This window comes from Micromonospora sp. NPDC047074 (genome assembly GCF_040643815.1).
In the GTDB taxonomy this organism is placed as follows: domain Bacteria; phylum Actinomycetota; class Actinomycetes; order Mycobacteriales; family Micromonosporaceae; genus Micromonospora.
In genome coordinates, this window is sequence record NZ_JBEYVB010000001.1 from 588,789 (window position 1) to 611,184 (window position 22,396).

21 protein-coding genes, 1 tRNA gene and 1 pseudogene are annotated in these 22,396 nt (G+C 72.9%); 15 read left to right on the forward strand and 8 right to left on the reverse strand.

Translation table 11 applies throughout. The annotated features are described in order from the left end of the window. Window positions 1-60 precede the first annotated feature (60 nt). A complete protein-coding gene (locus tag ABZ809_RS02815) occupies window positions 61-975 on the forward strand; it encodes a rhomboid family intramembrane serine protease (protein WP_357560599.1) in 915 nt (304 codons plus the stop codon). 64 nt (window positions 976-1,039) lie between these two features. Here ABZ809_RS02815 and ABZ809_RS02820 read toward each other — a convergent pair whose 3' ends face one another. Beyond that, window positions 1,040-1,468, reverse strand: a complete 429-nt coding sequence (locus ABZ809_RS02820) for a PH domain-containing protein (protein WP_357560600.1) — start codon at window positions 1,466-1,468, stop codon at window positions 1,040-1,042. A gap of 123 nt (window positions 1,469-1,591) precedes the next feature. On the opposite strand from ABZ809_RS02820, the gene ABZ809_RS02825 reads away from it, so the two are divergent. From ABZ809_RS02825 to ABZ809_RS02855, 7 genes are all read left to right on the forward strand, one after another. Beyond that, a complete protein-coding gene (locus tag ABZ809_RS02825; RefSeq protein ID WP_357560601.1) occupies window positions 1,592-2,764 on the forward strand; it encodes an acetyl-CoA C-acyltransferase in 1,173 nt (390 codons plus the stop codon). Between the two features lie 54 nt (window positions 2,765-2,818). Continuing rightward, entirely contained in the window at window positions 2,819-3,901 is a 1,083-nt protein-coding gene (locus tag ABZ809_RS02830) for a phosphotransferase (protein ID WP_357560602.1), read from the forward strand. A gap of 150 nt (window positions 3,902-4,051) precedes the next feature. Next, a complete protein-coding gene (locus tag ABZ809_RS02835) occupies window positions 4,052-5,662 on the forward strand; it encodes a glycoside hydrolase domain-containing protein (protein ID WP_357560603.1) in 1,611 nt (536 codons plus the stop codon). 130 nt (window positions 5,663-5,792) lie between these two features. Next, window positions 5,793-6,305, forward strand: coding sequence for a hypothetical protein (locus ABZ809_RS02840; protein WP_357560604.1), 513 nt, complete (start codon window positions 5,793-5,795; stop codon window positions 6,303-6,305). Between the two features lie 68 nt (window positions 6,306-6,373). After that, window positions 6,374-7,066, forward strand: a complete 693-nt coding sequence (locus ABZ809_RS02845; RefSeq protein ID WP_357560605.1) for a response regulator transcription factor — start codon at window positions 6,374-6,376, stop codon at window positions 7,064-7,066. Beyond that, on the forward strand, window positions 7,059-8,498 hold the full coding sequence (locus ABZ809_RS02850; protein WP_357560606.1) for a HAMP domain-containing sensor histidine kinase: 1,440 nt from the start codon (window positions 7,059-7,061) through the stop codon (window positions 8,496-8,498). The genes ABZ809_RS02845 and ABZ809_RS02850 overlap by 8 nt, the downstream gene beginning before the upstream one ends. 56 nt (window positions 8,499-8,554) lie before the next feature. Beyond that, complete coding sequence (locus ABZ809_RS02855; RefSeq protein ID WP_357560607.1) at window positions 8,555-9,145, forward strand: hypothetical protein; 591 nt, start codon at window positions 8,555-8,557, stop codon at window positions 9,143-9,145. A 135-nt stretch (window positions 9,146-9,280) separates the two neighbouring features. On the opposite strand, the gene ABZ809_RS02860 is transcribed toward ABZ809_RS02855, so the two are convergent. Further along, complete coding sequence (locus ABZ809_RS02860) at window positions 9,281-10,879, reverse strand: ricin-type beta-trefoil lectin domain protein (RefSeq protein WP_357560608.1); 1,599 nt, start codon at window positions 10,877-10,879, stop codon at window positions 9,281-9,283. A 147-nt stretch (window positions 10,880-11,026) separates the two neighbouring features. Beyond that, window positions 11,027-13,156: a hypothetical protein gene (locus ABZ809_RS02865; protein WP_357560609.1), complete on the reverse strand. Its 2,130-nt coding sequence runs from the start codon at window positions 13,154-13,156 to the stop codon at window positions 11,027-11,029. Window positions 13,157-13,278: 122 nt separating this feature from the next. On the opposite strand from ABZ809_RS02865, the gene ABZ809_RS02870 reads away from it, so the two are divergent. Next, entirely contained in the window at window positions 13,279-13,986 is a 708-nt protein-coding gene (locus ABZ809_RS02870; RefSeq protein ID WP_357560823.1) for a glycosyltransferase family 2 protein, read from the forward strand. 13 nt (window positions 13,987-13,999) lie between these two features. Here ABZ809_RS02870 and ABZ809_RS02875 read toward each other — a convergent pair whose 3' ends face one another. After that, window positions 14,000-14,629 carry a hypothetical protein gene (locus tag ABZ809_RS02875; RefSeq protein ID WP_357560610.1) on the reverse strand — a complete coding sequence of 210 codons (630 nt, stop codon included), beginning with the start codon at window positions 14,627-14,629 and terminating at the stop codon, window positions 14,000-14,002. A 4-nt stretch (window positions 14,630-14,633) separates the two neighbouring features. Beyond that, window positions 14,634-15,050 (reverse strand): annotated as a pseudogene (locus ABZ809_RS02880) (transketolase); the annotation flags it as partial. Between the two features lie 46 nt (window positions 15,051-15,096). On the opposite strand from ABZ809_RS02880, the gene soxR reads away from it, so the two are divergent. Further along, window positions 15,097-15,555 (forward strand): redox-sensitive transcriptional activator SoxR, encoded by a 459-nt coding sequence (soxR, locus tag ABZ809_RS02885; protein WP_357560611.1) that lies wholly within the window; start codon window positions 15,097-15,099, stop codon window positions 15,553-15,555. 3 nt (window positions 15,556-15,558) lie between these two features. Here the strand turns inward: soxR and ABZ809_RS02890 are convergent, their stop codons facing one another. Together ABZ809_RS02890 and ABZ809_RS02895 are read right to left on the reverse strand one after the other, a co-directional pair. After that, on the reverse strand, window positions 15,559-16,536 hold the full coding sequence (locus tag ABZ809_RS02890; RefSeq protein ID WP_357560612.1) for an NAD(P)H-quinone oxidoreductase: 978 nt from the start codon (window positions 16,534-16,536) through the stop codon (window positions 15,559-15,561). Window positions 16,537-16,545: 9 nt separating this feature from the next. After that, window positions 16,546-17,085, reverse strand: a complete 540-nt coding sequence (locus ABZ809_RS02895) for an AAA family ATPase (RefSeq protein WP_357560613.1) — start codon at window positions 17,083-17,085, stop codon at window positions 16,546-16,548. A 99-nt stretch (window positions 17,086-17,184) separates the two neighbouring features. On the opposite strand from ABZ809_RS02895, the gene ABZ809_RS02900 reads away from it, so the two are divergent. The 4 genes from ABZ809_RS02900 to ABZ809_RS02915 all read left to right on the forward strand — a co-directional run bounded on the left by ABZ809_RS02900 (window position 17,185) and on the right by ABZ809_RS02915 (window position 19,463). Further along, window positions 17,185-17,271 (forward strand) — tRNA-Ser (locus tag ABZ809_RS02900). A 311-nt stretch (window positions 17,272-17,582) separates the two neighbouring features. Next, window positions 17,583-18,131 carry a DUF1062 domain-containing protein gene (locus tag ABZ809_RS02905; RefSeq protein ID WP_357560614.1) on the forward strand — a complete coding sequence of 183 codons (549 nt, stop codon included), beginning with the start codon at window positions 17,583-17,585 and terminating at the stop codon, window positions 18,129-18,131. Between the two features lie 138 nt (window positions 18,132-18,269). Further along, complete coding sequence (locus tag ABZ809_RS02910) at window positions 18,270-18,815, forward strand: Pycsar system effector family protein (protein ID WP_357560615.1); 546 nt, start codon at window positions 18,270-18,272, stop codon at window positions 18,813-18,815. Between the two features lie 114 nt (window positions 18,816-18,929). Beyond that, window positions 18,930-19,463, forward strand: coding sequence for a YbhB/YbcL family Raf kinase inhibitor-like protein (locus tag ABZ809_RS02915; RefSeq protein WP_357560616.1), 534 nt, complete (start codon window positions 18,930-18,932; stop codon window positions 19,461-19,463). Between the two features lie 159 nt (window positions 19,464-19,622). Here ABZ809_RS02915 and ABZ809_RS02920 read toward each other — a convergent pair whose 3' ends face one another. Beyond that, entirely contained in the window at window positions 19,623-20,333 is a 711-nt protein-coding gene (locus ABZ809_RS02920) for a class I SAM-dependent methyltransferase (RefSeq protein WP_357560617.1), read from the reverse strand. A gap of 213 nt (window positions 20,334-20,546) precedes the next feature. Here ABZ809_RS02920 and ABZ809_RS02925 point away from each other — a divergent pair, with 213 nt between their 5' ends. Next, window positions 20,547-22,367, forward strand: coding sequence for a hypothetical protein (locus ABZ809_RS02925; protein ID WP_357560618.1), 1,821 nt, complete (start codon window positions 20,547-20,549; stop codon window positions 22,365-22,367). Window positions 22,368-22,396: the final 29 nt, after the last annotated feature.

Genomic DNA, 22,396 nt, shown 5'->3' on the forward strand with positions numbered 1-22,396 from the left:
GCGCTCCGAGGGCCAGCATCGGATGGTGGGCGGCGTCGCCCGCGATGGCAGGCGGGCGTGGTGAGCGATTCTCCGCCCACCACGCCGGTCTGCTACCGGCACCCCGGTCGGGAGACGTACGTCCGGTGCACCCGGTGCGACCGGCCGATCTGCCCCGACTGCATGCGGGAGGCGTCGGTCGGCTTCCAGTGCCCGGAGTGTGTGGCGGAGGGACGTCGTAGCGTGCGGCCGGCGCGTACCGCCTTCGGTGGCGGTGCCGCCGGCCGGCACGGCTACGTCACCAAGGCGTTGATCGCCGTCAACGTGCTGCTGATGCTGCTCTCCATCGCCTCCGACCGGGGCGGGGACGCGGCGGTGGGCGGCTCCGGCTTCGGCGGCCTGATGGGCGGCAGCACCCCACTGACCGACTGGGGCTCGGTGCTCGGCGGCGCGATCTTCCCGGACGGCACCATCGGCGGCATCGCCGAGGGTGAGTGGTACCGGCTGGTAACCGCGATGTTCCTGCACTACGGCGTGGTCCACCTGCTGCTGAACATGTGGGCGCTGTGGGTGCTCGGCCGGTCGCTGGAGGCCAACCTCGGGCCGCTGCGCTTCGCGGCTCTCTATCTGGTCTCCGGGCTGGGCGGCAACGTCGCGGCCTACCTGTTCAGCGAGCAGAACCAGCTCACCGCCGGTGCCTCCACATCGATCTTCGGCCTCTTCGCGGCGCTGGTGGTCATCGAACGCAAGATGGGGCGGGACATCTCCCAGGTGCTGCCCGTCCTGGTGATCAACCTGGTCTTCACGTTCACCGTTCCGGGCATCTCGATCCCAGGGCACCTGGGCGGGCTCGTGGTGGGCGGGCTGCTGGCGCTCGTGCTCGCGTACGCCCCGCGGTCGCGGCGGACGCTGGTGCAGGTCGCCGGTGGCGCGATCATCGTGGCGGTGCTGCTCGGCCTGGCCCTGATCCGCACCGCGGCGATCGTCGGCGGCTGACCGGCCGGTCCCGAACGCCGCCTCGGCACCTCCGCCGCCGCGTCGGCACAGGGCCGGCTTCGGGTCAGCGCGGGCGGGCCTCGTGCAGCGCCTCGGCCACCTCGGCCGGATCCGCGCCGAGGTCGTGCCGGCCGAACAGGTGCAGCGACTCCCCGGCGTCGATCTCCAGCAACTCGCCGCTCAGGCCGAGCCGTGCGCGGCGCTCCACCGTCACCTTCTCCACGGCCGCCCAGGGCAGCCGACGGCGACCCGCGAAGCCCTGGACGACCGTGACACCCTCGGGGTCGACCGCCAGCCGGACCGGCACGACCAAGTCGCGTGCCGCCCAGCCGGCGAGTGCGGCGGCCACGACCACGGCCAGCGTCAACTGGATCCGGTCGCCGCCGTCGAGGAGCAGCGCGAGCGCGAGCAGCGCCACCGCGCCGGTCAGCTTCAGCGCGGGCAGGGCGGGCGACACCCGCCACTGCCGGGCCGGGGCCGGTTGTGCGCACATCCGTTCAGCATGCCAGGGCGACCGGGGAGGGACACCCGGGCTCGCCCCGCCGACCGACCGGTCGCCACGACGGAAGCCGAGGACGTAGTATCGGGACCGGCCCAAAGTTACCGGGGAGTAGTCATGAGTGACGCAGTCATCGTCGGCGCGGTACGCACCCCGGTCGGGCGGCGCAAGGGCAGCCTGGCCGCCGTGCACCCGGTGGACCTCTCGGCGCACGTGCTGCGCGCCCTCGCCGAGCGCACCGGCATCGACCCGGCGCAGGTCGACGACGTGGTCTGGGGCTGCGTCTCCCAGGTCGGCGACCAGTCGTGGAACATCGCCCGCAACGGCGTGCTCGCCGCCGGCTGGCCCGAGTCGGTCCCCGGCACCACGCTCGACCGGCAGTGCGGCTCCAGCCAGCAGGCCCTGCACTTCGCCGCCGCCACCGTCCTCTCCGGCCAGGCCGACCTGGTCGTGGCCGGCGGCGTCGAGTCGATGACCAGGGTCGCCATGGGCGCCAGTGTGGCCGGCGGGTCACCCTTCAGCGACCAGCTGCGCGACCGCTACCGCGGCGTCGAGGGTTTCGCCGACGACGCGCCGCTGCCGTTCAACCAGGGCGTCGGGGCGGAGCTGATCGCCGAGCGCTGGCGCTTCTCCCGCGCGCAGCTCGACGAGTTCGCCCTCGCCAGCCACGAGAAGGCCGCCGCCGCCCAGGATGCCGGAGCCTTCGACGCCGAGATCGCCCCGGTCGCCCTGGCCGACGGCGGCAAGCTGGCCGCCGACGAGGGCATCCGGCGGGACACCTCGCTGGAGAAGCTCGGCGAGCTGGCCACCCCGTTCCGCCCGGACGGCGTCGTCACCGCCGGCTCCGCGTCGCAGATCTCCGACGGCGCGGCGGCGCTCGCCATCACCACCAGCGAGTGGGCCAGCCGGCACGGCCTGCGCCCGCTGGCCCGGGTGCACACCGCCGTCGTCGCCGCCGACGACCCGGTCACCATGCTCACCGCACCCATCCCGGCCACCGCGAAGGCGCTGCGCCGCGCGGGGCTAGGCATCGAGGAGATCGGGGTGTACGAGGTGAACGAGGCGTTCGCCCCGGTGCCGCTGGCCTGGTTGGCGGAGACCGAGGCCGACCCGGAGCGGCTCAACCCGCGCGGCGGCGCGATCGCGCTCGGCCACCCGCTCGGTGCCTCCGGCGCCCGGATCATGACCACCATGCTGACGCACATGCGGGACAACGACATCCGCTACGGCCTCCAGACCATGTGCGAGGGCGGCGGCATGGCAAACGCCACGATCGTCGAGCTGTTGTAGGGCGAGGGGAAAACCCGTGGCCCGGCGGTGCGGGCGGCGGCTACGTTGCCCGGCGTGACTGAGTTGCCCGGCGTGACTGACGCCGCCACGCCCCCCGCCGACCGGGCGACCGAGCCGCGCGTCGACCGGGAGCCACACGCCGACCGGGCCGAGCCACGCGCCGACTGGGCCGACCCGGGCTGGCAGGACGCCGCGCTCGACTGGGTCGCAGACCACCTCGCCCGGCTGGGGCGGCGGGTCGCCGGGCCGGTCGAGCCGCGGCTCCGACCCTGGTCGCTGGTCTGGCGGGTGCCGACCGACTCCGGGGACGTCTGGTTCAAGGCGAACAACCCCGGCACCCGGCACGAGGCCGCGCTGCTGGCTGCGCTGGCCCGGCTCGTCCCGGGGCGGGTGCTCGACCCGGTCGCGGTGGACGCCGGTCGCGGCTGGTCGCTGCTGCCCGACGGCGGCCGGTCGCTGCGCGACGCGCTGGGTGGCGACCGGAGCCTGCTGGCCCGCTGGGAGCAGGTCCTGCCGGAGTACGCCGACCTCCAGCGCACGGTCGCTCCCCGGGCCGGCGAACTGCTGGCGGCCGGGGTGCCCGACCACCGGCCGGAGGTGCTGCCGGCGCTCTTCGAGGCACTGCTCGACGACGAGGATTCGCTGCTGCTGGGCGCGGAGGACGGGCTCACCGCCGAGGCGCACGAACGGCTGCGCGCCCACCGGGCCCGGTTCGCCGAGGACTGCCGCCGGCTGGCCGGGACCGGCATCGCGCCGACCATTCAGCACGACGACCTGCATGACGGCAACGTCTTCGTCGCCGACGACGGGCACCGCTTCTTCGACTGGGGCGACGCCTCGGTGGCCCACCCGTTCGGCACCCTGCTGGTGACGCTGAACTCGGTCGCGTACACCTTCAAGCTGCCCGAGGGCGACCCGGCGCTGGCGCGGCTGCGCGACGCCTACCTGGAGCCGTGGTCCGACCGGCACGACCCGGCGACGCTGCGCGAGGCGGCCCGCCTGGCCGTCCGTGTCAGCCGGGTGAGCCGGGCGCTGTCCTGGCGCCGGGCCCTCCAGACCCTCGATCCGGCCCGGGCGGAGTACGCGTCCGCGGTGCCCGGCTGGTTGCAGGAGCTGTTCGAACCCGATCCGGTCTGAGCGGGGCCCGCCGATCCGCGGTGCCGGGGTTGAGCAGGGGCAGCCGTCTCGACAAAGGACGGGCAGCCGGGCAGAATCGGCGCGCCGGTGCCGAGCGAGAGACGCACGCCCGTCCGCCCACCGGCCATCCACAGCAGGAATCGGGGACTTGTGACACTCCATCGCACTCTGCCCGTCGGCCGATGGCGTACCGCCCGGCGTACCGTCGCGGCGACGGTGGTCGCCGTGCTCACCGCCGGTGTCGCCCTGGCCGCCACGGCCGCTCCCGCCCGAGCCGCCGGCTACACCGGGCCGCATCCGGGTACCTTCACCGGCCTGGGCTTCGACACCTGCACGGCACCGTCGAGCGCCGCGATGAAGGCGTGGCTGGCCTCGCCGTACCGGGCGGTGGGCATCTACATCGGTGGGAACGGCCGGGCCTGTGCCCAGCCGAACCTGACCCGGGAGTGGGTTACCGCGCAGGCGGCGGCAGGCTGGCGGTTCTTTCCGCTCTACGTCGGGCCGCAGGCGCCCTGCCGTAGCACGAGCAAGCCGCGGATCGATCCGGCCCAGGCGGCGGCACAGGGGCGGGCGGCGGCCGACGACGCCGCGGCGCGGGCGCGTGACCTGGGCCTGGCCCGGGACAGCACGGTCTTCTACAACATGGAGAAGTACCCGGCCGGCGACGCGGCCTGTTCGGCGGCGGTGCAGACCTTCACCCACGCCTGGACCATCCGGCTGCACGACCACGGCTACTTCTCCGGCTTCTACACCGACGTCGCCTCCGGCGGCCTGGCGGACCAGGTCTCCGCGTACGAGCGGGCTGGCCACGGGCGCCCCGACTACCTGGACTTCGCCCGCTGGGACGGCGTGCGGACGGTGACGGACAAGGCGCTGCCGGAGTCGTACTGGATGCCGAAGCGGCGGATGAAGCAGTACCAGGGTGACCACCACGAGACGTGGGGTGGGGTGAAGATAAACATCGACAGCAACCACCTCGACCTCACCGCGCTGCCAACCACCCCGTTCGGCGACTTCACCGGCAACGGCTGGGCGGATCTGGGCTACCGCGACCCGGCCACCGGGCGGCTGCACGTCTACGGGGGCAACGGTGTGGCCCTCGCCGGGCGGACGACGCTCGGCGGGAGCTGGAACAGCATGGACACGATCATCCGGATCGGGGACTTCGCCCGCTCCGGCGGTGAGGACCTGCTGGCCCGCGACAAATTGACCGGCTACCTCTGGTTCTATCCCGGCAACGGCTCGGGCGTGTCCACCCGGTTCCGGATCGGCAGCGGCTGGAACAGCATGCGGGAGATCACTCCGGTCGGCGACTGGAACGGTGACGGCTACCAGGACCTGGCGGCGGTGCAGATTTCCACCGGCGTCCTCTGGCTCTATCCGGGCAAGGGCACCGGGTTCGGCAGCCGGGTCGCGCTCGGTGGCGAGGGCTGGAACGAGCTGGACGAGCTGACCGGCGGGGCGGACTTCACCGGGGACGGGCGTCCCGACCTGCTTGCCCGGGAGCAGAGCACGGGTCGCCTGCGCCTCTACCCGGGCGGCACGGACGGGCTCGTCGGTAGCCCGCTCGATGCCGGTGCCGGCTGGGGCGACATGCGCGACCTCGTCCAGCTCGGCGACTTCGACCGGAACGGCCAGCCCGACCTGGCCGCCGTCCAGCCGTCGACCGGCCACCTGCTGTGGTACCGGTGGAACGGCAGCGGTTGGCTCAGCCCGACCCAATTGGGCAGCGGCTTCGACGTGATGCAGCCACTGTTCTGAGGCCGGAGGATCCGGGCCCGCCGGCGCGGCGGGCCCGGAGGCCGCACAGACGGTGCGACGGCCGACCGTGGAAGTTCTGCAATTTGCGCGTGAGCCACATCACTCCAGCGCTGCCGTCGTTGGGCAGGGCATGGACGTCTTCTCCCGCACGTTCCTCCCGGCCGCCGCCGAGGCCGGGCTGGCGGTGCAGACCGTCACCCGGCACATGCCGGTCTTCCGACGCTGCGTCGGCTCCGGCGACGCCACCATCCTGGTCACCCGGTGCGGCCGGCCCGACCGCCCGACGAGCGGCGAATACCTGCTGCTGCTGACCCACCGGCGGCTGGTCGTCACCCAGCAGACCCGGGTGTTGCACCGGTTGCGCCTGCACCTCAACTCCGAGCTGCGGGAGCTGAGCAACGTCACCTGGAGCCCCGACCCCCGCCTGCACTCGGTCGAGCTGGCCGCCACCGCGATCGACGGGATCCGCGAGCGGTTCCTCATCCGCACCCGGCACCCGAAGCAGGTGTGGCAGTTCGACGCGCTGCTCAACCACGCGTTCCGGACCCGGCTGCGGGCACCCAGGGAACGGCTCGTCGCCACCATCGGCGAGGCGGCGCCGGTCGCGCGACCCGCCGCGTTCCGCCCCGCCGTGGTGCGCTGACCGTCTTCTTACCGGATCCGAACATCCGCAGACCCGCCTGACGGCGTCGGGTCGGCCATCATGGGCCGGTGACCTCCGACGCCGCGCTTCGCGGGCTCGTCCTCGTGGTGGAGGACGAGCCGGCCATCGCCGATCTGGTCCGGCTCTATCTGACCCGCGACGGCTTCGGCGTACACGTCGAACGGGACGGATCGTCGGGGCTGGCCGCCGCCCGCCGGCTGCGCCCGGTGGCCTGCGTACTCGATATCGCGCTGCCCGGACTGGCCGGCACGGAGGTCTGCCGGCTGCTGCGCGAGGCCGGCGACTGGACCCCGGTCATCTTCCTCACCGCCCGCGACGACGAGGTGGACCGTGTCGTCGGGCTGGAACTGGGCGCCGACGACTACGTCACCAAGCCGTTCAGCCCCCGGGAACTGGTGGCCCGGGTGCGGGCGGTGCTGCGTCGCACCGCCGGGCCGCCCGGGGGAACGGGCCCGCTCCGGGTCGTCGGCGCGGTGACCCTCGACCCGGCCCGGCGGACGGTGACCGCCGCGGGCACCCCGGTCCAGCTGACCTCCACCGAGTTCGATCTGCTCGCTCACCTGATGGCCCGGCCGGGCCGGGTCTTCACCCGGGAGGAACTGCTCGCCGGTGTCTGGGGCTACGCGGCGCACGCCGGCACCCGGACCGTCGACGTACACGTCGCGCAGGTACGCGCGAAGCTCGGCCCGGCCAGCGTGATCCGCACCCACCGGGGCGTCGGGTACGCCGTCGATGGCTGAGCCGACCGTCGCCCTGCCGGTGGTCGGCCGCCCGGCGCCGCCGTGCCGGCCCCGCCCCGGCCGGACGCTGACCTCCCGCGCGGTTCTGGTGACCTGCGCGGTCTCCCTGGTCTCGGTGCTGGTCACCGCGATCGTCGCGGTGCCCCTCGCGGTACGCGGCGCGGAGCGGCGCGACCAGGAGGCGCTGGCCGGCCAGGCCCGGCTCGCCGCGGAGGTGCTGCGACCCCGGCTGGAGACCGGGCGGACGGCCGACGAGGAGCGGCTCGTCCTCCGGCTGCGCAACCAGGGTTTCGACCCGTACCTGGTCCGGGACGGGGTGCCCGACCGGCCCGGCCTGCCGGCGCGGGTGGTGCGGCGGATCGCCGAGGGGCGGAACGTCTCGACGCGCGGTCCCGTGGAGGGGCGGCGTGCGCTGATCGAGGGACGGGCCCTGTCCGACGGCAACGGGGTGGTGCTGGCCAGTTCCCGGGCCGCCGCCCCGTGGCGGCAGGTGCTGCCGGGCCTCTGGCTGCCGCTGCTGGCCGGGCTGGCCGCCGGGGTGGTCGCCGGGCTGCTGCTGGCCCGCCGGCTGGCCCGACCGATCCGGCGGGCCGCCCACGCCGCCGGCCGGCTGCGGGCGGGGGACCGGGCGGTACGCGTGCCGGTGGAGCAGCCGGCGGAGGTCGCCGATCTGGCGTACGCGCTGAACGGGCTGGCCGCCGCCCTGGCCGCGAGCGAGTCCCGGCAGCGTGAGTTCCTGCTCTCGGTGTCCCACGAGTTGCGCACGCCGCTGACCGCGATCCGGGGCTGGGCCGAGGCGCTGGCAGACGGGGTGATCGGGCCCACGGAGACGGCCGACACCGGTCGCATCGTGCTCACCGAGGCGGAGCACCTGGACCGGCTGGTCGGCGACCTGCTGGCGCTCGCCCGCCTGGAGGCCGCCGACTTCCCGCTCGAACCGGTCCCGGTGGACCTGTCCCGGCTGGTCGCCGACGCCGGTCGCACCTGGGCCGGCCGGTGTGCGGCGGTGGCGGTGTCGTTCCACACCGAGATCCCCGCGGTGCCGGTGTCGGCGTACACCGATCCGGGGAGGATCCGGCAGGTGGTGGACGGGCTGCTGGAGAACGCGCTGCGGGTCGTACCGCCGGGGGCGTCGATCGTGCTCGCGGTCCGGGCGGGCGGCCCGGGCCCGGCGGCGGGCGGCGTCGTCGAGGTCCGCGACGGCGGACCGGGTCTCACCGACGACGACCTGGCGGTGGCCTTCGAACGCGGCGCCCTGCACCAGCGCTACCGGGGGGTGCGCAAGGTCGGCAGCGGGCTGGGGCTGGCCCTCGCCGCGGGCCTGGTCCGCCGGCTCGGAGGGCAGATCGCGGCCGGGCACGCCCCGGAGGGCGGGGCCGCGTTCACCGTCCGGTTGCCCCCGGATCCTTACCTGACCCGAACATCCGCCTGACCCGCCGCTCGCCTGGCGGCGGGAGGCTGAGGACTCCACGGAGGAGAGGAAGACCCATGGCACGTTGGGGAATCGGAGCCACCACGTTGCTCGCGGTGGTCGCGCTCGGCGTCGGCGGGTGCGGAGCCGCCGAGGTTGCCGGTCAACCGGCCCGCGAGACCGCCGTAGAGGTCGCCGCGGCGCTGGGCGCCGAGGGCCAGGCCCTCGTCGCGATGGGCTTCGACGCCGGTGATCTGGACGTCGAACCGATGGCCGCCCCCGCCTCGCCGACGGCTTCGCCGGGCGCGGACAGGGAGAAACGGCGTGAGCGCGCGGAGGAGCGGCGCGAGCGCCGGCAGGCCCGGGTGCTGCTGCGGCGGAACGCCCTGCACGGAGAGGCGGTGGTGCGGACGAAGGACGGCGGCACGAGGACCGTCGCCGTGCAGCGGGGCGAGGTGACCGCGGTCGACGGCGACTCGATGACCGTGAAGTCGACCGACGGCTTCACCCTGACCTGGACCTTCGGCGACGACCTGCGCGTCGTCGAGCGTCGGGCGACTATCCGCTCCACCGACGTCAAGGTCGGCACGACCGTCGGTGTCGCCGGTACCCGGGCGGGTGACGGCGGGGTGGCCCGCCTGGTCGTCGTGCCCGCCAGGCAGAAGTAGCCGGGAGACTCCAGGCGCTACGCCGCCTCGACGCCGGCTGACTGGCCCGCCGTCGTTGGTCGGAGCCACGTCGACCCGTCCGTGCGAGCGGTGCGGCCCCGGAAGGGCGGCACCGCTCGCCGGCGCGGGGCGGACTCAGTAGACGCGGGAGCCGATGAAGTCGTCGTGCCCGTAGCCCACCGGGTTGGCGAAGTTGCGGGACTCGAAGGACCACTGCTGACGGGTGCTGGTGGAGCAGGTCGCCAGGCGCAGTCGGGGGCTGCCCGACGTCGGGCTGTCGAACGCGAGGCAGAGGTTGGCGTTGCCGGCCGCCTTGAGCTGATTGCCGGCCAGCACGAACTTCTGGTTGCCGCCGCCGTGGCAGTCGTAGACGTTCACGGCCGTGCCGGCGCTCGACGATCCGCCCGAGACGTCCAGGCAGCGGTCGTGGGAGAGCTCCGAGTGCAGCGACTGGCGGGTCGGGTCGTACCAGAAGCCCTGGTTACGGCCGCCGTGACAGCCGTACGACTGCTGGGCGGTGTTGTTGCGCGAGTCGTACCCCTTGCCGTCGACGCAGGTGCCGGTGGCGGCGTTGCGTAGCTGCTTGAACTCGAGGAGTCCGTTGTACAGCACGCCGCTGCCGGTGCTGGCCGGGTCGACGCAGGTCGCCCGCTGCTGACCCGAGTTCCAGAACTGGGTGACGCACTGGGCGAACATGCCGTGGCCCCGGTTGTTCGGGTGGAACGACTGGCGTGCCGCGTTCTCGTCCCAGACGCCGATCTCGATGTGCAGCCCGCGTACCGACGTGCTGTCGGTGCACACCTCGTGGCCGTGGAACAGCCGGCTGGCGTCCAGGTAGCGGGTGCCCGTGTTGGCGGCCGCGGCCCGCAGCGCCGACTCGAACATCGGCACCGCCTTGTTCCGGGCGAACGCCGCGTCGGCCAGGTAGAGCAGGCAGCCGCCCGCGTACCAGCCGGGGAAGTTCGGGTTGTCCTCGACGTCCGGGCTGCCGGGGCCCGGGTACGACATGAGCACCAGCTCGTAGTCGGACCGCAGGTAGCCGGCGCCGGTCATGGTCTGCCGGATGTCGTTGAGCGCCTGCTCGACCCCCCGCCGGCTGCCGTCGGTGCGCACGGCCCACTGGTCGGTGTAGGTGGGGTGGCACGCCCCCTGGAGGAAGACCCGGCTGACGGCACAGTCGGTGGCGACCGGGCCGAACTGGATCGTGCCCTCGCCGTTGGCGCCGACCACCACCCAGATCAGTTTGATGTGCGTGTTGCGCGCCTTGATCGCCAGGTGGTCGCCCTGGTTCAGCTCGTTGTGCTGGGTCGGCCCGCCCCGGACGAGGTTCCACGGGGTCGCGCCGGAGCAGGCGATGTTGTATTTCTCGTCGGCCGGGATGCCGGTGCGGAACACGGCCTGGTCGTACGAGCGGTCGCACCAGTTGCCGGGTTGGTGGGTGCCGGGGACGTAGTTGCCGACCCCCTCGCCGGAGATCTGGCTGTCGCCCATCGTGATCAGTGCCGTGCGGCGCTGCTCGATCGGGCGGACGGCGGGCGTGCCGTAGAGCGTGGTGGCCTCGGCGGCGCGGATCGTCTCCAGGTTGGCGGGAAGCGGCTGGATGGCGGGGCGGTCGGCCGCGGCGGCGGGGGAGGCCGTTCCGGCGAACATCGGCAGCACGAGAGCGGCGGCGGCGACGACGGTGAGTGCCCGTCGTCGGGTCGCGCGTCCGCGCCTGACAGGGAAACCAAGCATCGACGCAATCCCTTCTGCTCGATCGCGGGACGTCGATCGAGTTACCAGACGGTAGCGTCGGTGTCGAGATATGTGAATGCGTCTCAGAATCGTTGCGCGCGGAGTGCAGAACCGGGCAATCAGGGCGAATAACGCTCCGCGCGGAGATCAGCGCCCCGGTGGGAGGGCGTAGCCCACGTACCCCCGGAACCGCACCTGCCAGCCCGCCGGCACCAGCGCCGTGCACGCCGCCTGCCGGCCCGTGCAGACGATCGCGTCCACCGCGGCCGGGTCGGCCGGCGGGCGCCCGGGCAGCACCGACTGCAACGCCACCAGTTCCGGCGGGCGCCCGTCGCCGTCGCGAAGCAGCAGCCACCAGGGGTACTCCCAGTTGTCGTTCTGCTGCACCAGGCCGATCCGGCGGGCATCCGTCGCGCGTACCGCGTCGGCCGCCCAGCGGAACTCCTCCGCCCACTGCGGACGCCGCAGGAACCGGGTGTCCCACTCGGAGGTGGTGAAGACCGAGCCCGCGCCGACCAGCCGGCGCGGGAAGCCGTACGACACCGCCAGCACCCCGGCCAGCGCGCAGGTGGCCAGCACGGTCACCGCGAGCCCGGCTGCCACCGGCCGCCGCCCGCCCGTCCGGTCGCTCCGGCGGAACAGCGCGTCGAGCCAGAGCCCCGCCAGCGGTACGGCCAGCACCAGCGCGTAGAGCAGCAGGCGGTTGCCCCACGGCTGCCACTTGATCATCGCGGTGTGCAGCAGCACGGCCGTCACGACCACCACCGCGTACGCGCGCAGCGGTCCCGCCTGCGTCGGGCTGACCCGACCGGGCCGGGTCAGCGCGAACGCCGCCCCGGTCAGCGCCAGCGCCCCGGCCAGCGGGAAGGCGACCCGGTCCTCGTCCGGATACCAGGACGGCACCGGGAACCGCTCCTGCCCGAAGGTGATGGCCCGGTCCTGCGGGTCCACGCCGATCACACCGGCACCGCCGACGATCGCCTCGGCACCCGCCCGGCGTAGCGGCGCGAGCGGCGTGTCGAACGCGGTGTGCGCGATCCGCAGCGCGTTCACCAGCACCGACGGCGGGTCGTGCCGTTCCATCGGGATGGACTCGCGTAGCCGGGGCGGCCCGAGCGGGTGCCCGAACTCGGCGGTCACCCGGGCCAGGAACGGCCCGACCACGACCCCCGCCACCAGCAGGATCAGCATCGACCCGGTGACCACCCGGCCCGCCCGGCGTCCCGGCGCGACGTCGGCCCGCGCCAGCCGGAGCTGGGCCAGCCCCCAGAGCAGCAGCAGCGGGCCGACCGCGACCAGGCCGCTGGTCTTGGTCAGCGCGGTCAGCCCGGTTGCCGCCCCCAGCCCCAGCATCGCCCCGACCCCGGCGCGCCGACGCAGCCCGTCCAGCGCCAGCGTGGCCGCGCAGGCCACCCAGGCGGCGCAGACCAGGTCGGTCTGGGTGCTGGTGGCCTGGAGCGCCACCATCGGCGTGGTGGCGAGCACGAACGCGGTGAGCAGTTGGGCCCGCCGGCCCCCGCCGAGCTGCGCGGTGATCCGGGTGGCCGCCAGCAGGACGCCGACGCCGGCCGCCCACTGCACCAGGTTGTGCAGCGCGTCCCCGCCGGTGAACAGGCGCAGATGCAGCAGCAGGTACTCGGCGCCGGGCGGGATGGTCACCTGCCGGTGGATGGCGGTGGGCCAGAAGTCCAGGCTCCCCTGGCCCACCCAGTGCTCCACCTTCGGCAGGTGGTACGTCTGCGAGTCGAAGTTGTTCGGCTCGGCCAGCAGCGCGACCAGCAACTCGATCAGCAGCATCCCGCCGACCGCGCCGGCGAGCAGCCGTTCGCCCCGACCCGCCGTACGCCAGGCGTCCGCCAGCCGGGTCCGGCGGCCGGCGCTCCGGGACCCGCGCGACGCGTCGGGCTCCCGTGCCGGCCAGCCGGCCGGGGCTCCGGTGGCGGGGCCGGCCGTCGCGCCGACCAGTGCGGGCCGCGGCGCGGACACGATCTCGACCACGCGCTGTGCGGCGTCCCGGCGGCGGCGTCGGGACACCGCGACGGCCGCACCGGCGAGCAGGAGGAGCCACGCCACGGCGAACGCCGGCATGGTCAGCAGCCGCAGCGCACCCAGGAGTTCCACCGCGAGCACGGCGAACGCGCCGGTGACGAGGGCCGCCCGGACCAGCGCGAGGCGCCGTCCTCCCACCGTCACCACCGCAGCGGGCCGGAGGGCGAAGCTGAGCAGTCCGATTACGGCGATCGGCGCCAGGACGAGCGGGTAGCCGACTGCCGACATGGCGGAAGTAAACACCATCAACCTGAATCCGCCGCGTGGACTGCCGGCCGTGCTGGGCGCCGCGCCACCAAAGTGCCAGGCTAGGCTAGGGCCGGCATATTGTCGTCACCGTGGAGATTCCCGTGAAGCTCTCGATCCTCATGCCGGTCTACAACGAGGAAGAACGCATCGCGGATGCCCTCAAGCAGGCATTGGCGGTCGACTACCCGTGCGAGATCGAGCTGGTCGTGGTCGACGACGGCAGCCGTGACGGCACCGGGGAGGTCCTCGGCCGGGCTGACGACGCGCGCCTGCGGGTCATCACCCACCAGCGTAACGCCGGCAAGGGCGCGGCCATCAAGACGGCGGTCGACAACGCCGAGGGCGACTACATGGTCATCCTCGACGCCGACCTGGAGTACGACCCGCAGGACATCCCGAAGCTGCTCGACCCGGTGCTCGACGGCCGGGCCACGGTCGTCTACGGCAATCGCACCTTCGGCAGTCACAGTGCCTACAGCTTCTGGTACGTGATGGGCAACAAGGGCGTCACCATGGCCGCCAACGTGCTGTTCAACTCCTACATCGGTGACCTGGAGACCTGCTTCAAGCTGATGCCGGTCGCGCTCTACCGCTCGCTCGACGTGCGCTCGCGCGGCTTCGGCATGGAGGCCGAGGTGACCGGCAAGCTGCTGCGTCGTCGCATCCGCCCCTACGAGGTCCCGATCAGCTACCGCGCCCGGGGCCGCGAGGAGGGCAAGAAGATCACCTGGAAGGACGGCGTCGAGGCGATCTGGATCCTCGGCCGCGAGCGCACCCGCCGCCGCCCCGTCGCCGCCCCGACCCGCTGACCGCCCCGCCCCTTCAGTAGCCGGCCGGCACGAACGCCGGGGCCAGGAACCCGTCGACCGAGCGGCGCAGCCCGGCGGCGTCCAGGCCGTGCCAGCGGGTGTGGTCCTCGGCCGAGCCGTAGCGACGCAACTCCTCACGCCCCACGCCGAGCGCCAGCAGCCGGTGCGGCCGGTCGGCCAGTGCCGCCGACACCACCCGGGCCGACGTTCCCGCCAGGTAGGGCTCGACCAGGATCACCTCGCCGCCCGCCAGCGCCCGCAGCCCCGCCGTGTCGAACGGTCTCGGCCGGTGGGTGTAGGCCACCGTCACCCCCAGGTCGGCCACCGCTGCCAGCGCCGCGTCCAGCACCGGTCCCACCGCGACCAGCAGCGGCGCTCCCGGTCCCGCGTCCCGGAGCACCCGCAGCGCGCCGTCGCCGCCGTACGGCCGGGCGTTGCGCAGCGTGGACAGCCGCAGGTACGCCGAGCCGTCGGCGGCCACCGCGTCCCGCAGTAGCGCCGGCACCTCGTCGGGGTGGCCGGGGACGTGCACCGTCCAGCCGTGCAGGGTGTCGATCAGCGAGACGTCGGCCGGGGACAGGTGGGTCCGCCCCGCCTCCGCCCGGTCGTACGACGCGCCGACGCTGACCAGCACCGCGCCCACGCCCTGATGCGACGCCGAGCCCGAGCCCGTGCCCGAGCGAGCCGGAACCGATCTCCACGCCGGGCACCAGCGTCCGGTCCGGGTGGTCGCCGAGCCGGCTTCCGGGGCTGCCCTGGTCGTCCAGCCAGTCGGCGGGGACGAAGCCCTTCGCGGCGAGTACGGCGTAGTAGCCGGCCACGGCGTGCCCCTTGGAGAGCAGGAACCGGTCCCGCTCGGGATCGTCGACGGTCTCCGGGGTGACCCGCAGGATTCGGTCGTAGAGCACCCAGAGCACGTCGACGGTGGAGCGGACGTTGGCGGCGAACTCCCGGCCCGCGCGGATCCGCTCGTACAGCGGTGCGACGGGTCCCGGCAGCGGCGGACCGGTCGGGTCGTCGGGCGGCGCGGCGGTCGGACCCGCGCTGGCGGTCGTCGTGGTCATACGGCTAGCCTGCAAGTTGAAGTCCGGTTCAACTCAAGGCGACGTGATGCACGAGTTTCTGACCATCGGCCAGCTCTCCGCCCGCAGCGGCGTGGCACCCTCGGCGTTGCGCTACTACGAGCGGCTCGGGCTGATCCGGGCGGAACGGACGGGCGGCAACCAGCGCCGCTACGCCCGCACCGAGCTGCGCCGGGTGGCGTTCGTCCGGATCTCCCAGCAGGTCGGCATCTCGCTGGAGGAGATCCGGGAGGCGCTGGACTCGCTGCCGGCGTCGCGTACGCCCAGCACGGAGGACTGGGCGCGGCTCTCCGCGACCTGGCGGGAACGGCTGAACGAGAAGATCCGGCTGATGACCAAGCTCCGCGACGATCTCGACGGGTGCATCGGCTGCGGCTGCCTGTCCCTGCAACGCTGCACCCTCTACAACCCCGGTGACTCCCTCGCCGGCGAGGGCCCCGGGGCCCGCCTGGTGCTCCCCCGTACGGTCGAGGAGCCGACGCCCTGAGCCTCAGCCGACGGTCAGCAGCACCTTGCCGACGTGGTCGCTCGACTCGACCAGCCGGTGCGCCCGTGCCGCCTCGGTGATCGCCAGCCGCCGGTCCACGACCGGCCGGACCGCCCCCGACTCGACCAGCGGCCACACCTGGTCCCGCACACCGCGGACGATCTCCGCCTTCTGATCCAGCGGGCGGGACCGCAGCGCGGTGGCCGCGACCGTGCCGCGCTTCGCCAGCAGCGCCCCGAGGTCGAGCTCGCCCTTCCGGCCGCCCTGCATGCCGATCACCACCAGCCGGCCGTCGGCCGCCAGCGCCGCCACGTTCCGGGGCAGGTAGGCGGCGCCCATGATGTCGAGGATGACGTCCGCGCCCCTGCCGTCGGTCATCCGTCGGACCTCCTCGACGAAGTCCTGCTCGCGGTAGTCGATCGTGTGCGCCGCGCCCAGTTCACGCAGCCGCTCGTGCTTGCCGGCCCGGGCGGTGACCACCACCGTGGCGCCGAGCGCCGCCCCGAGCTGGATCGCGAAGGTGCCGATCCCGCTACCCCCGCCGTGCAGCAGCAGCGTCTCGCCCTTGCCGAGGCGGGCCACCTGCACCACGTTCGACCAGACCGTGCAGGCGACCTCGGGCAGCGCCGCCGCGTCGACCAGGTCGACGCCGGCCGGCACCGGCAGCAGCTGCCCGGCCGGCACCGCCACCCGCTCCGCGTACCCGCCGCCGGCCAGCAGGGCGCAGACCTCCCGGCCCACCTCCCAGCCGGCCACGTCGGGCCCGATCGCGCTGATCACCCCGGAGCACTCCAGCCCGGGGTACGCGGGCGCGCCCGGCGGCGGCGGGTAGTGCCCCTGCCGTTGCAGCAGGTCCGCCCGGTTCACCGCGGTGGCCCGCACGTCGACGACCACCTCGCCCGGGCCGGGCTCGGGATCGGGCACCTCGGCCCAGACCAGTGCGTCGGGTCCGCCGGGCTCCGGGATCGTCATCGCGCGCATGTTCTGTGTCTACCCCACCCGGCCGTCGGTCCACGCCCGGGCCAGGATCTCGTCCACCGTGCGCGCCGGCGTCTGCGCGGAGGTGTCCAGCCAGAGCCCGATCCGGGGCGTCTGCGCCCGGAAGTCCGCGTCCAGCGCGGCGACCGGCCAGTTCCCGTACCCCTTCTTCTCCCGCGCCTTCTCGCGGGCGGCGACGACCTCGGGGCGCGGCGCGAGCAGCACGACCGCCAGCGGCCGGTGCCGGATCCGGTCGACCATGGCCGGCAGGTCCGCCCCGAGGATCACGTCCTGGAGCACCACGGTGAAGCCGGCGGCGGCGTAGCGGTCCGCCGCCGACGCGGCGAGGTCGTAGCGCAGCCGTAGCTGTCGCCATGCCTCCTCCGACGGCTCGGCGGTCATCTCCTCCCGGCCGCTGACCACCATCCGCCGGAAGACGTCGCCGCGCAGGTGCACCGCGCGGGGCAGCCGCCGGGCGAGCGCCTCGGCCACTGTGGACTTGCCGGCGGCCATGATGCCGCTGATCAACACGACTGACGGGGTGTCCCACACGCCACCGATCGTCCCAGCCTGGGTGCCGTGCCCGCTCGCCCGGCGCGTGGTCGTGGCAGACTAGGCACGGTCGCGCACCCCTGCGGGGCGCGCGATCCGGGAGGGTTCGCCTAGTGGCCGATGGCGCTGGTCTTGAAAACCGGTAAGGCAGCGATGTCTTCGTGGGTTCGAATCCCACACCCTCCGCCCGTGATCAGCCAACACGCCCCCTGACCAGTGCGAACGCTGGCCAGGGGGCGTGTTCGTGTACATCGTCGGCGAGTTGGCTGCCGGCTTCGCCCATGATCCGCCGGACGGAACCTGGCGGTGCGGCGCGCGAAAACCAGTCGCACAGCGCCGCTGCGCGCCATTACCGTGCGGCCCGAACCAGGTCGTCTAGTCAGGGACGTGCCGTTGTACACCTCGTGAGTCTTTCCGAGCGCTGATTTGTCGCGCGTCGCGCCTGTGCGCCGCGCTCCTTTTTGCTGCGGACTTCTCACTGAAACCGGTGTGCTTCTGTGCTCAAAAACTGGTTCGTCGTGCCCACCCGACTGCCGCTCGTTCGCCGCCGTTGCCACGCGTGCGCGTCCGAGCGTTCCCAGGCAAGCGGCAAGTTTCGCGTCAACGCAAACCACAAGCTCATCGACGCCTGGCTCCTCGTACTCTGCACCGACTGCGGGGCAACCGCGAAGCTCACGGTCCTGGAACGGGTGACCGTGCGCTCCGTGCGACCCGAGTTGCTGAACCGGCTGCATGACAACGACCCTGGCCTGACAGCCGAGCTGCTCCAGGATCCGGCCGTGCAGCACCGTAATCGCATCGCCCTCGACTGGGACGACGCCTGGCGCCTGGACACGGGTGGATCGGATCACCTGGACCACGAGGTGATCGATGTCTCGGTCCGCTTCGCGGCGCGGATCCCCGTCCGGCCGGTACGACTGATCGCGGAGGGTTGCGGCCTTTCGCGGGCCGAGGTCGACAGGCTGCTCACCGAGGGCAAACTCGTTTCGGCAGCCCGGCTGAGCGGCAAGCTCTCCGGCGACTTCACCTTCACGCTCAAGCGCTGAGCCCTCCTCAGGACCACGGGCCTGCCCGGCGGATCATGCCGAGCAGGCCCGTCGGTTCCTGTACCGCAGTTGGTGGGCGGTGAACTCACGCAATAGCCTGAGTCGCTGTTGTGACGATCGATGCGGTAAGGGGGAGGCGTGCCTGGCGGCAAGGCGTCGACCGTGGCTAAACCGCGTGGCGAAACCGGTGTCACCGGTACGGATGACGCCTGGAAGGCGTTGGCCATGGTGACCGACCTGATCAAGCATGTGGAGACGAAGACGAGCGTCACACTCGCTGCCACCGGGGTGACGGCGGGCATCCTGTTCAACCTCGTCAAGGAGGGGGATGTCCGGACGCCGCTGGTCCTTGCTCCCGCCATCGTGTGCGCCGTGGGTGCGATCGCCAGCGGGGTCTTCTGCGGCATGGCCCTTTGGCCTCGTCTGACCAAGGGCGGAAAGCCGACCGGCACTCTGTTCTTCGGTCACATCGCCCAGAGCTACGAGGGCGGGCCGGGCGAGTTCCAGCATGCCGCCAGAGCCCTGTTGCAGGACAGGGAGAAGCTGTTGAACGAGCTTTCCAGCCAGATATGGGCGAGTGCCCACGTGGCGCGGATGAAATACCGATGGAACAGGCTCGCGCTCGTCTCCCTGCTGCTGTCGATCGCGAGCCTGGCTGGTGTGGCCTTCTCCGCCCTGCTCTGAACCGTCGTGGTGGGCGGCCGGCGGGACGGCGCGCGGGGCCGCCTGCGGTTCGCTCGTGGGCCTCGGCGGGGTATGAAGGGGCGGAGAAGAACCGCTCACCGGAAGGACCCCCCGATGACTCTGGACCGACCGATCGCCCCGGACCCGTACGAGCTGCTGCCGACCGTTGCGTCGTTCACCCTGACCAGTGACGACGTGCAGAACGGGGAGCCGTTGGACGCCGCGTACGCCCACGGCAGCGTCGGGGGCGACAACGTCTCGCCGCAACTGGCCTGGTCCGGCTTCCCGGCCGAGACCAAGGGTTTCGTGGTGACCTGCTTCGACCCGGACGCGCCGACGGGCAGCGGGTTCTGGCACTGGGTCCTGGTCAACCTGCCGGCCAGCGTGACCCAACTGCCGCGCGGTGCGGCCGGTGAGGATCTCGGCGGGGCCTTCACGGTCCGCAACGACTACGGCGACCAGGGCTACGGCGGGGCCGCGCCGCCGGCCGGCGACCGGCCGCACCGCTACGTCTTCGCGGTGCACGCCCTGGACGTGGAGGCCCTCGACGTCACCCCCGACGCCACCCCGGCCGTCGTCGGCTTCAACCTGGCCTTCCACACCCTGGCCCGCGCCACCATCCGCCCCACCTACCAGGTCAAGGACTGACCCACCCTCCCGTCCCCGGGCCTCGCGCCCACCCTCGTACCCGCGATCTTGCACTTGCTGCCCCGACGAAAAGTGCGTAAGCCGCAAGACGAGGGCCAAAAGTGCAAGATCGCGGGCGCGGGCGCGGGGGCGGGACGGGCGCGGGGGGAGGGAGGGGGGTTAGGACGGGGTGCGGGCTACGGCGAAGACGGACTGGCCGAACGGGGGGAGGACGAGTTGTTCGGCGGCCTTGGTGGCGGGGAGTACGAGGGTGTCGTAGACCTTGACCATCGGGCCCTCCTTCGGCATCAGCCGGAAGACCTTGGTCGCCATGAAGTAGCCGATCAGGCCGAGCGCGTTCGCGTAGTGGATCTTCTCCACCCGCAGGCCGGCGTCGGTCATCGCGGCGGCCAGGGTCTTCTTCGTGTAGCGGCGTACGTGGCCGGTGGCGATGTCCGCCGGGCTCATCGCGAACTGGAACGCCGGCACGATGATGATGATGTTGCCGCCGGGTCGGACCAGGTCGCGCATGCTGCTCAGCGCGCCGACGTGGTCCTCGATGTGCTCCAGCACGTTGTAGGACACGGCGGCGCTGTAGTCGCCCCGCTCCGAGTGCGGCAGCAGCATCTGCCGGACCTCGATGTGGGGCTGCTCGACAAGCCGCTCCTTGAGTGAGACGAGCCGGTCCGGGTCGGCCTCGGTGGCGGTGAACCGCGGCAGCCGCTCCGCCCACTCCAGTGCGTAGTCGCCGAGCCCGCTGCCGATCTCGATCGGGTTGTCACCGAGGTACGGCAGGGCCAGCTCGACGAACCAGCGACGGTGGTTGACCGCCGTCGCGAGGCCCTCCAGGACCTCGGACTGCACGCGCTGATCCCCAGTGATTTCTGCCATGCGTCGATTCCTCACGATATGAAACTCGACCCGCGCCTGGACCGACAGAGTGAATCATCCGCGCTGGGGGCAGAAGAATCGGGGCACCGTGGGTGGCCGAAATGCGGTCGGGGGGTGGCACGTGATCAGCGGTCGGCGAACCCGGCACATGGTACGCCAGTACCCCGAAACATGTCACGGCGGTGCCATAGCCTGACTACTCTACGAATCGTTATGACTACTCCTGAATCGGGCCTCCCCGCCGGCGCGACCGGACCCGAGGCGTCGGAGAGCGGGCCCGACCGGGAGGTGTGGCCCTGGCGGGGGCGGTGGACGGACGTCGCCGCGGTGGCGAGCTTCGTCGTGCTGGGCTTCTGGGTGACCGCGCGGCTGTGGCTGCGCCCCTCGCACGGCATCCGGGACAACCGTACGGATCAGTCGCAGTTCGAGTGGATGATGGCGCACGGCGCGCGAGTGTTGACCGATTTTGTTGATCCATTCACGTCGGATCGGATGAACGTGCCGGAGAGCGTCAATCTCATGGCAAATACGTCCGTATTATCCGTATCTCTGCCAATGACGCCGATCACGCTCATCTTCGGCACCCGCACGTCGTTCCTGCTCTTTCTCACGCTGGGCATGATCGCCACGGCCACCGCCTGGTACTTCCTGCTTTCCCGGGTGGTCGGCGTCGGTCGCGGACCCGCCTGGCTCGGCGCCGCCTTCTGCGCGTACGCCCCGGCGATGGTCTCGCACGCCAACGCGCATCCCAACATCGTCTCCCAGTACGTGGTGCCCCTGATCATCTGGCGCACCCTGCGGCTCGCCGAGCCGGGGCGCTGGCTGCGCAACGGCGCGCTGCTCGCACTGGTCATCGTCTGGCAGGCCTTCATCAACCTGGAGATCCTGCTGATGACCGCGATCGGGCTGGGCGTGGTGGTCGGGGCGCTCGCCCTCGGCCGACCCGAGCTGCGCCGCCGGGCCCGGCCGTTCCTCGCCGGCCTGGGAGTGGCCGCCGCCCTGGCGCTGGTGCTGCTCGCGTACCCGCTGTACGTCCAGTTCTTCGGTCCCGGGGCCTACCACGGGCTGTCCCGGCTGATCCGGGGCTACTCGTCGGACCTCGCGTCGTTCGTGGCGTACTCGCGGGAGTCCCTGGCCGGCGACGCGCGCAGCGCACAGGGGCTGGCGAAGAACCCGACGGAGGAGAACGCCTTCTTCGGCTGGCCGCTGGTGGTGCTCGTCGTCGCCCTGTTCTGGTGGCTGCGCCGGCACGTCGTCGTGCGGGGCCTGGCCGTCCTCGCGCTGCTCTTCGGTCTGCTCTCCCTCGGGCGGGAGGTCCAGCTGAACGGCAGGGGCACCGGGATACCCGCCCCGTGGGCGGCGCTGGAGAACCTGCCGGTCCTGCACTCGGTGGTGCCGACCCGCTGGGCGCTGGCGATCACCCCGATCGTCGGGGTGCTGCTCGCCTACGGCGCGGATCACGCACGCGCCCTGGCCGCCCGGCAGCCGCGGGCGCGCCCGCAGATCCGGTTCGCCACCGCCACGGTGCTGGCCATGGCCCTCGTGCCGATCCTGCCGACCCCGCTGCCCACCATCCGGCTCGACCCCGTGCCCGCCTTCGTCACGTCGGGCGCCTGGCGGCCGTACGTCGCTGGCGGGCGCAGCGTCGTCACCCTGCCGCTGCCGGACACCCACTACGCCGACCCGCTGCGCTGGTCGGCGCGGACCGGCCTGGACATGCCGATCGCCCGGGGCTACTTCCTCGGCCCGGACACCCGCCCCGGGAAGGACCGGGTCGCCCTGTTCTCCGCGCCGCCCCGCCCGACCAGCGACTTCTTCGCCGAGATCCGGCGCACCGGGGCGGTGCCGCCGATCACTCCGCAGGCGCGGGTCGACGCTGTCGGCGACCTGCGGTACTGGCGGGCGGGCGCGGTCGTCCTCGGGCCGCACCGGCAGGCCGACGCGCTGCGCCGGGGCATGACCGAGCTGACCGGCATCCAGCCCACGTACACCGGTGGTGTATGGCTCTGGGATGTGCGTTCGCTCACCGACTAGCGTCCGCCCGGCGGCGCGGCGGGCCGGCC

What these genes read in the sequence shown, in the direction of transcription:
- ABZ809_RS02820 (WP_357560600.1), bottom strand. Translation starts at nt 1,468, where the DNA reads ATGTGCGCACAACCGGCCCCGGCCCGGCAGTGGCGGGTGTCGCCCGCC.
- ABZ809_RS02825 (WP_357560601.1), top strand. Translation starts at nt 1,592, where the DNA reads ATGAGTGACGCAGTCATCGTCGGCGCGGTACGCACCCCGGTCGGGCGG.
- ABZ809_RS02840 (WP_357560604.1), top strand. Translation starts at nt 5,793, where the DNA reads ATGGACGTCTTCTCCCGCACGTTCCTCCCGGCCGCCGCCGAGGCCGGG.
- ABZ809_RS02850 (WP_357560606.1), top strand. Translation starts at nt 7,059, where the DNA reads ATGGCTGAGCCGACCGTCGCCCTGCCGGTGGTCGGCCGCCCGGCGCCG.
- ABZ809_RS02855 (WP_357560607.1), top strand. Translation starts at nt 8,555, where the DNA reads ATGGCACGTTGGGGAATCGGAGCCACCACGTTGCTCGCGGTGGTCGCG.
- ABZ809_RS02860 (WP_357560608.1), bottom strand. Translation starts at nt 10,879, where the DNA reads ATGCTTGGTTTCCCTGTCAGGCGCGGACGCGCGACCCGACGACGGGCA.
- ABZ809_RS02865 (WP_357560609.1), bottom strand. Translation starts at nt 13,156, where the DNA reads ATGTCGGCAGTCGGCTACCCGCTCGTCCTGGCGCCGATCGCCGTAATC.
- soxR (WP_357560611.1), top strand. Translation starts at nt 15,097, where the DNA reads ATGCACGAGTTTCTGACCATCGGCCAGCTCTCCGCCCGCAGCGGCGTG.
- ABZ809_RS02890 (WP_357560612.1), bottom strand. Translation starts at nt 16,536, where the DNA reads ATGCGCGCGATGACGATCCCGGAGCCCGGCGGACCCGACGCACTGGTC.
- ABZ809_RS02915 (WP_357560616.1), top strand. Translation starts at nt 18,930, where the DNA reads ATGACTCTGGACCGACCGATCGCCCCGGACCCGTACGAGCTGCTGCCG.
- ABZ809_RS02920 (WP_357560617.1), bottom strand. Translation starts at nt 20,333, where the DNA reads ATGGCAGAAATCACTGGGGATCAGCGCGTGCAGTCCGAGGTCCTGGAG.
- ABZ809_RS02925 (WP_357560618.1), top strand. Translation starts at nt 20,547, where the DNA reads ATGACTACTCCTGAATCGGGCCTCCCCGCCGGCGCGACCGGACCCGAG.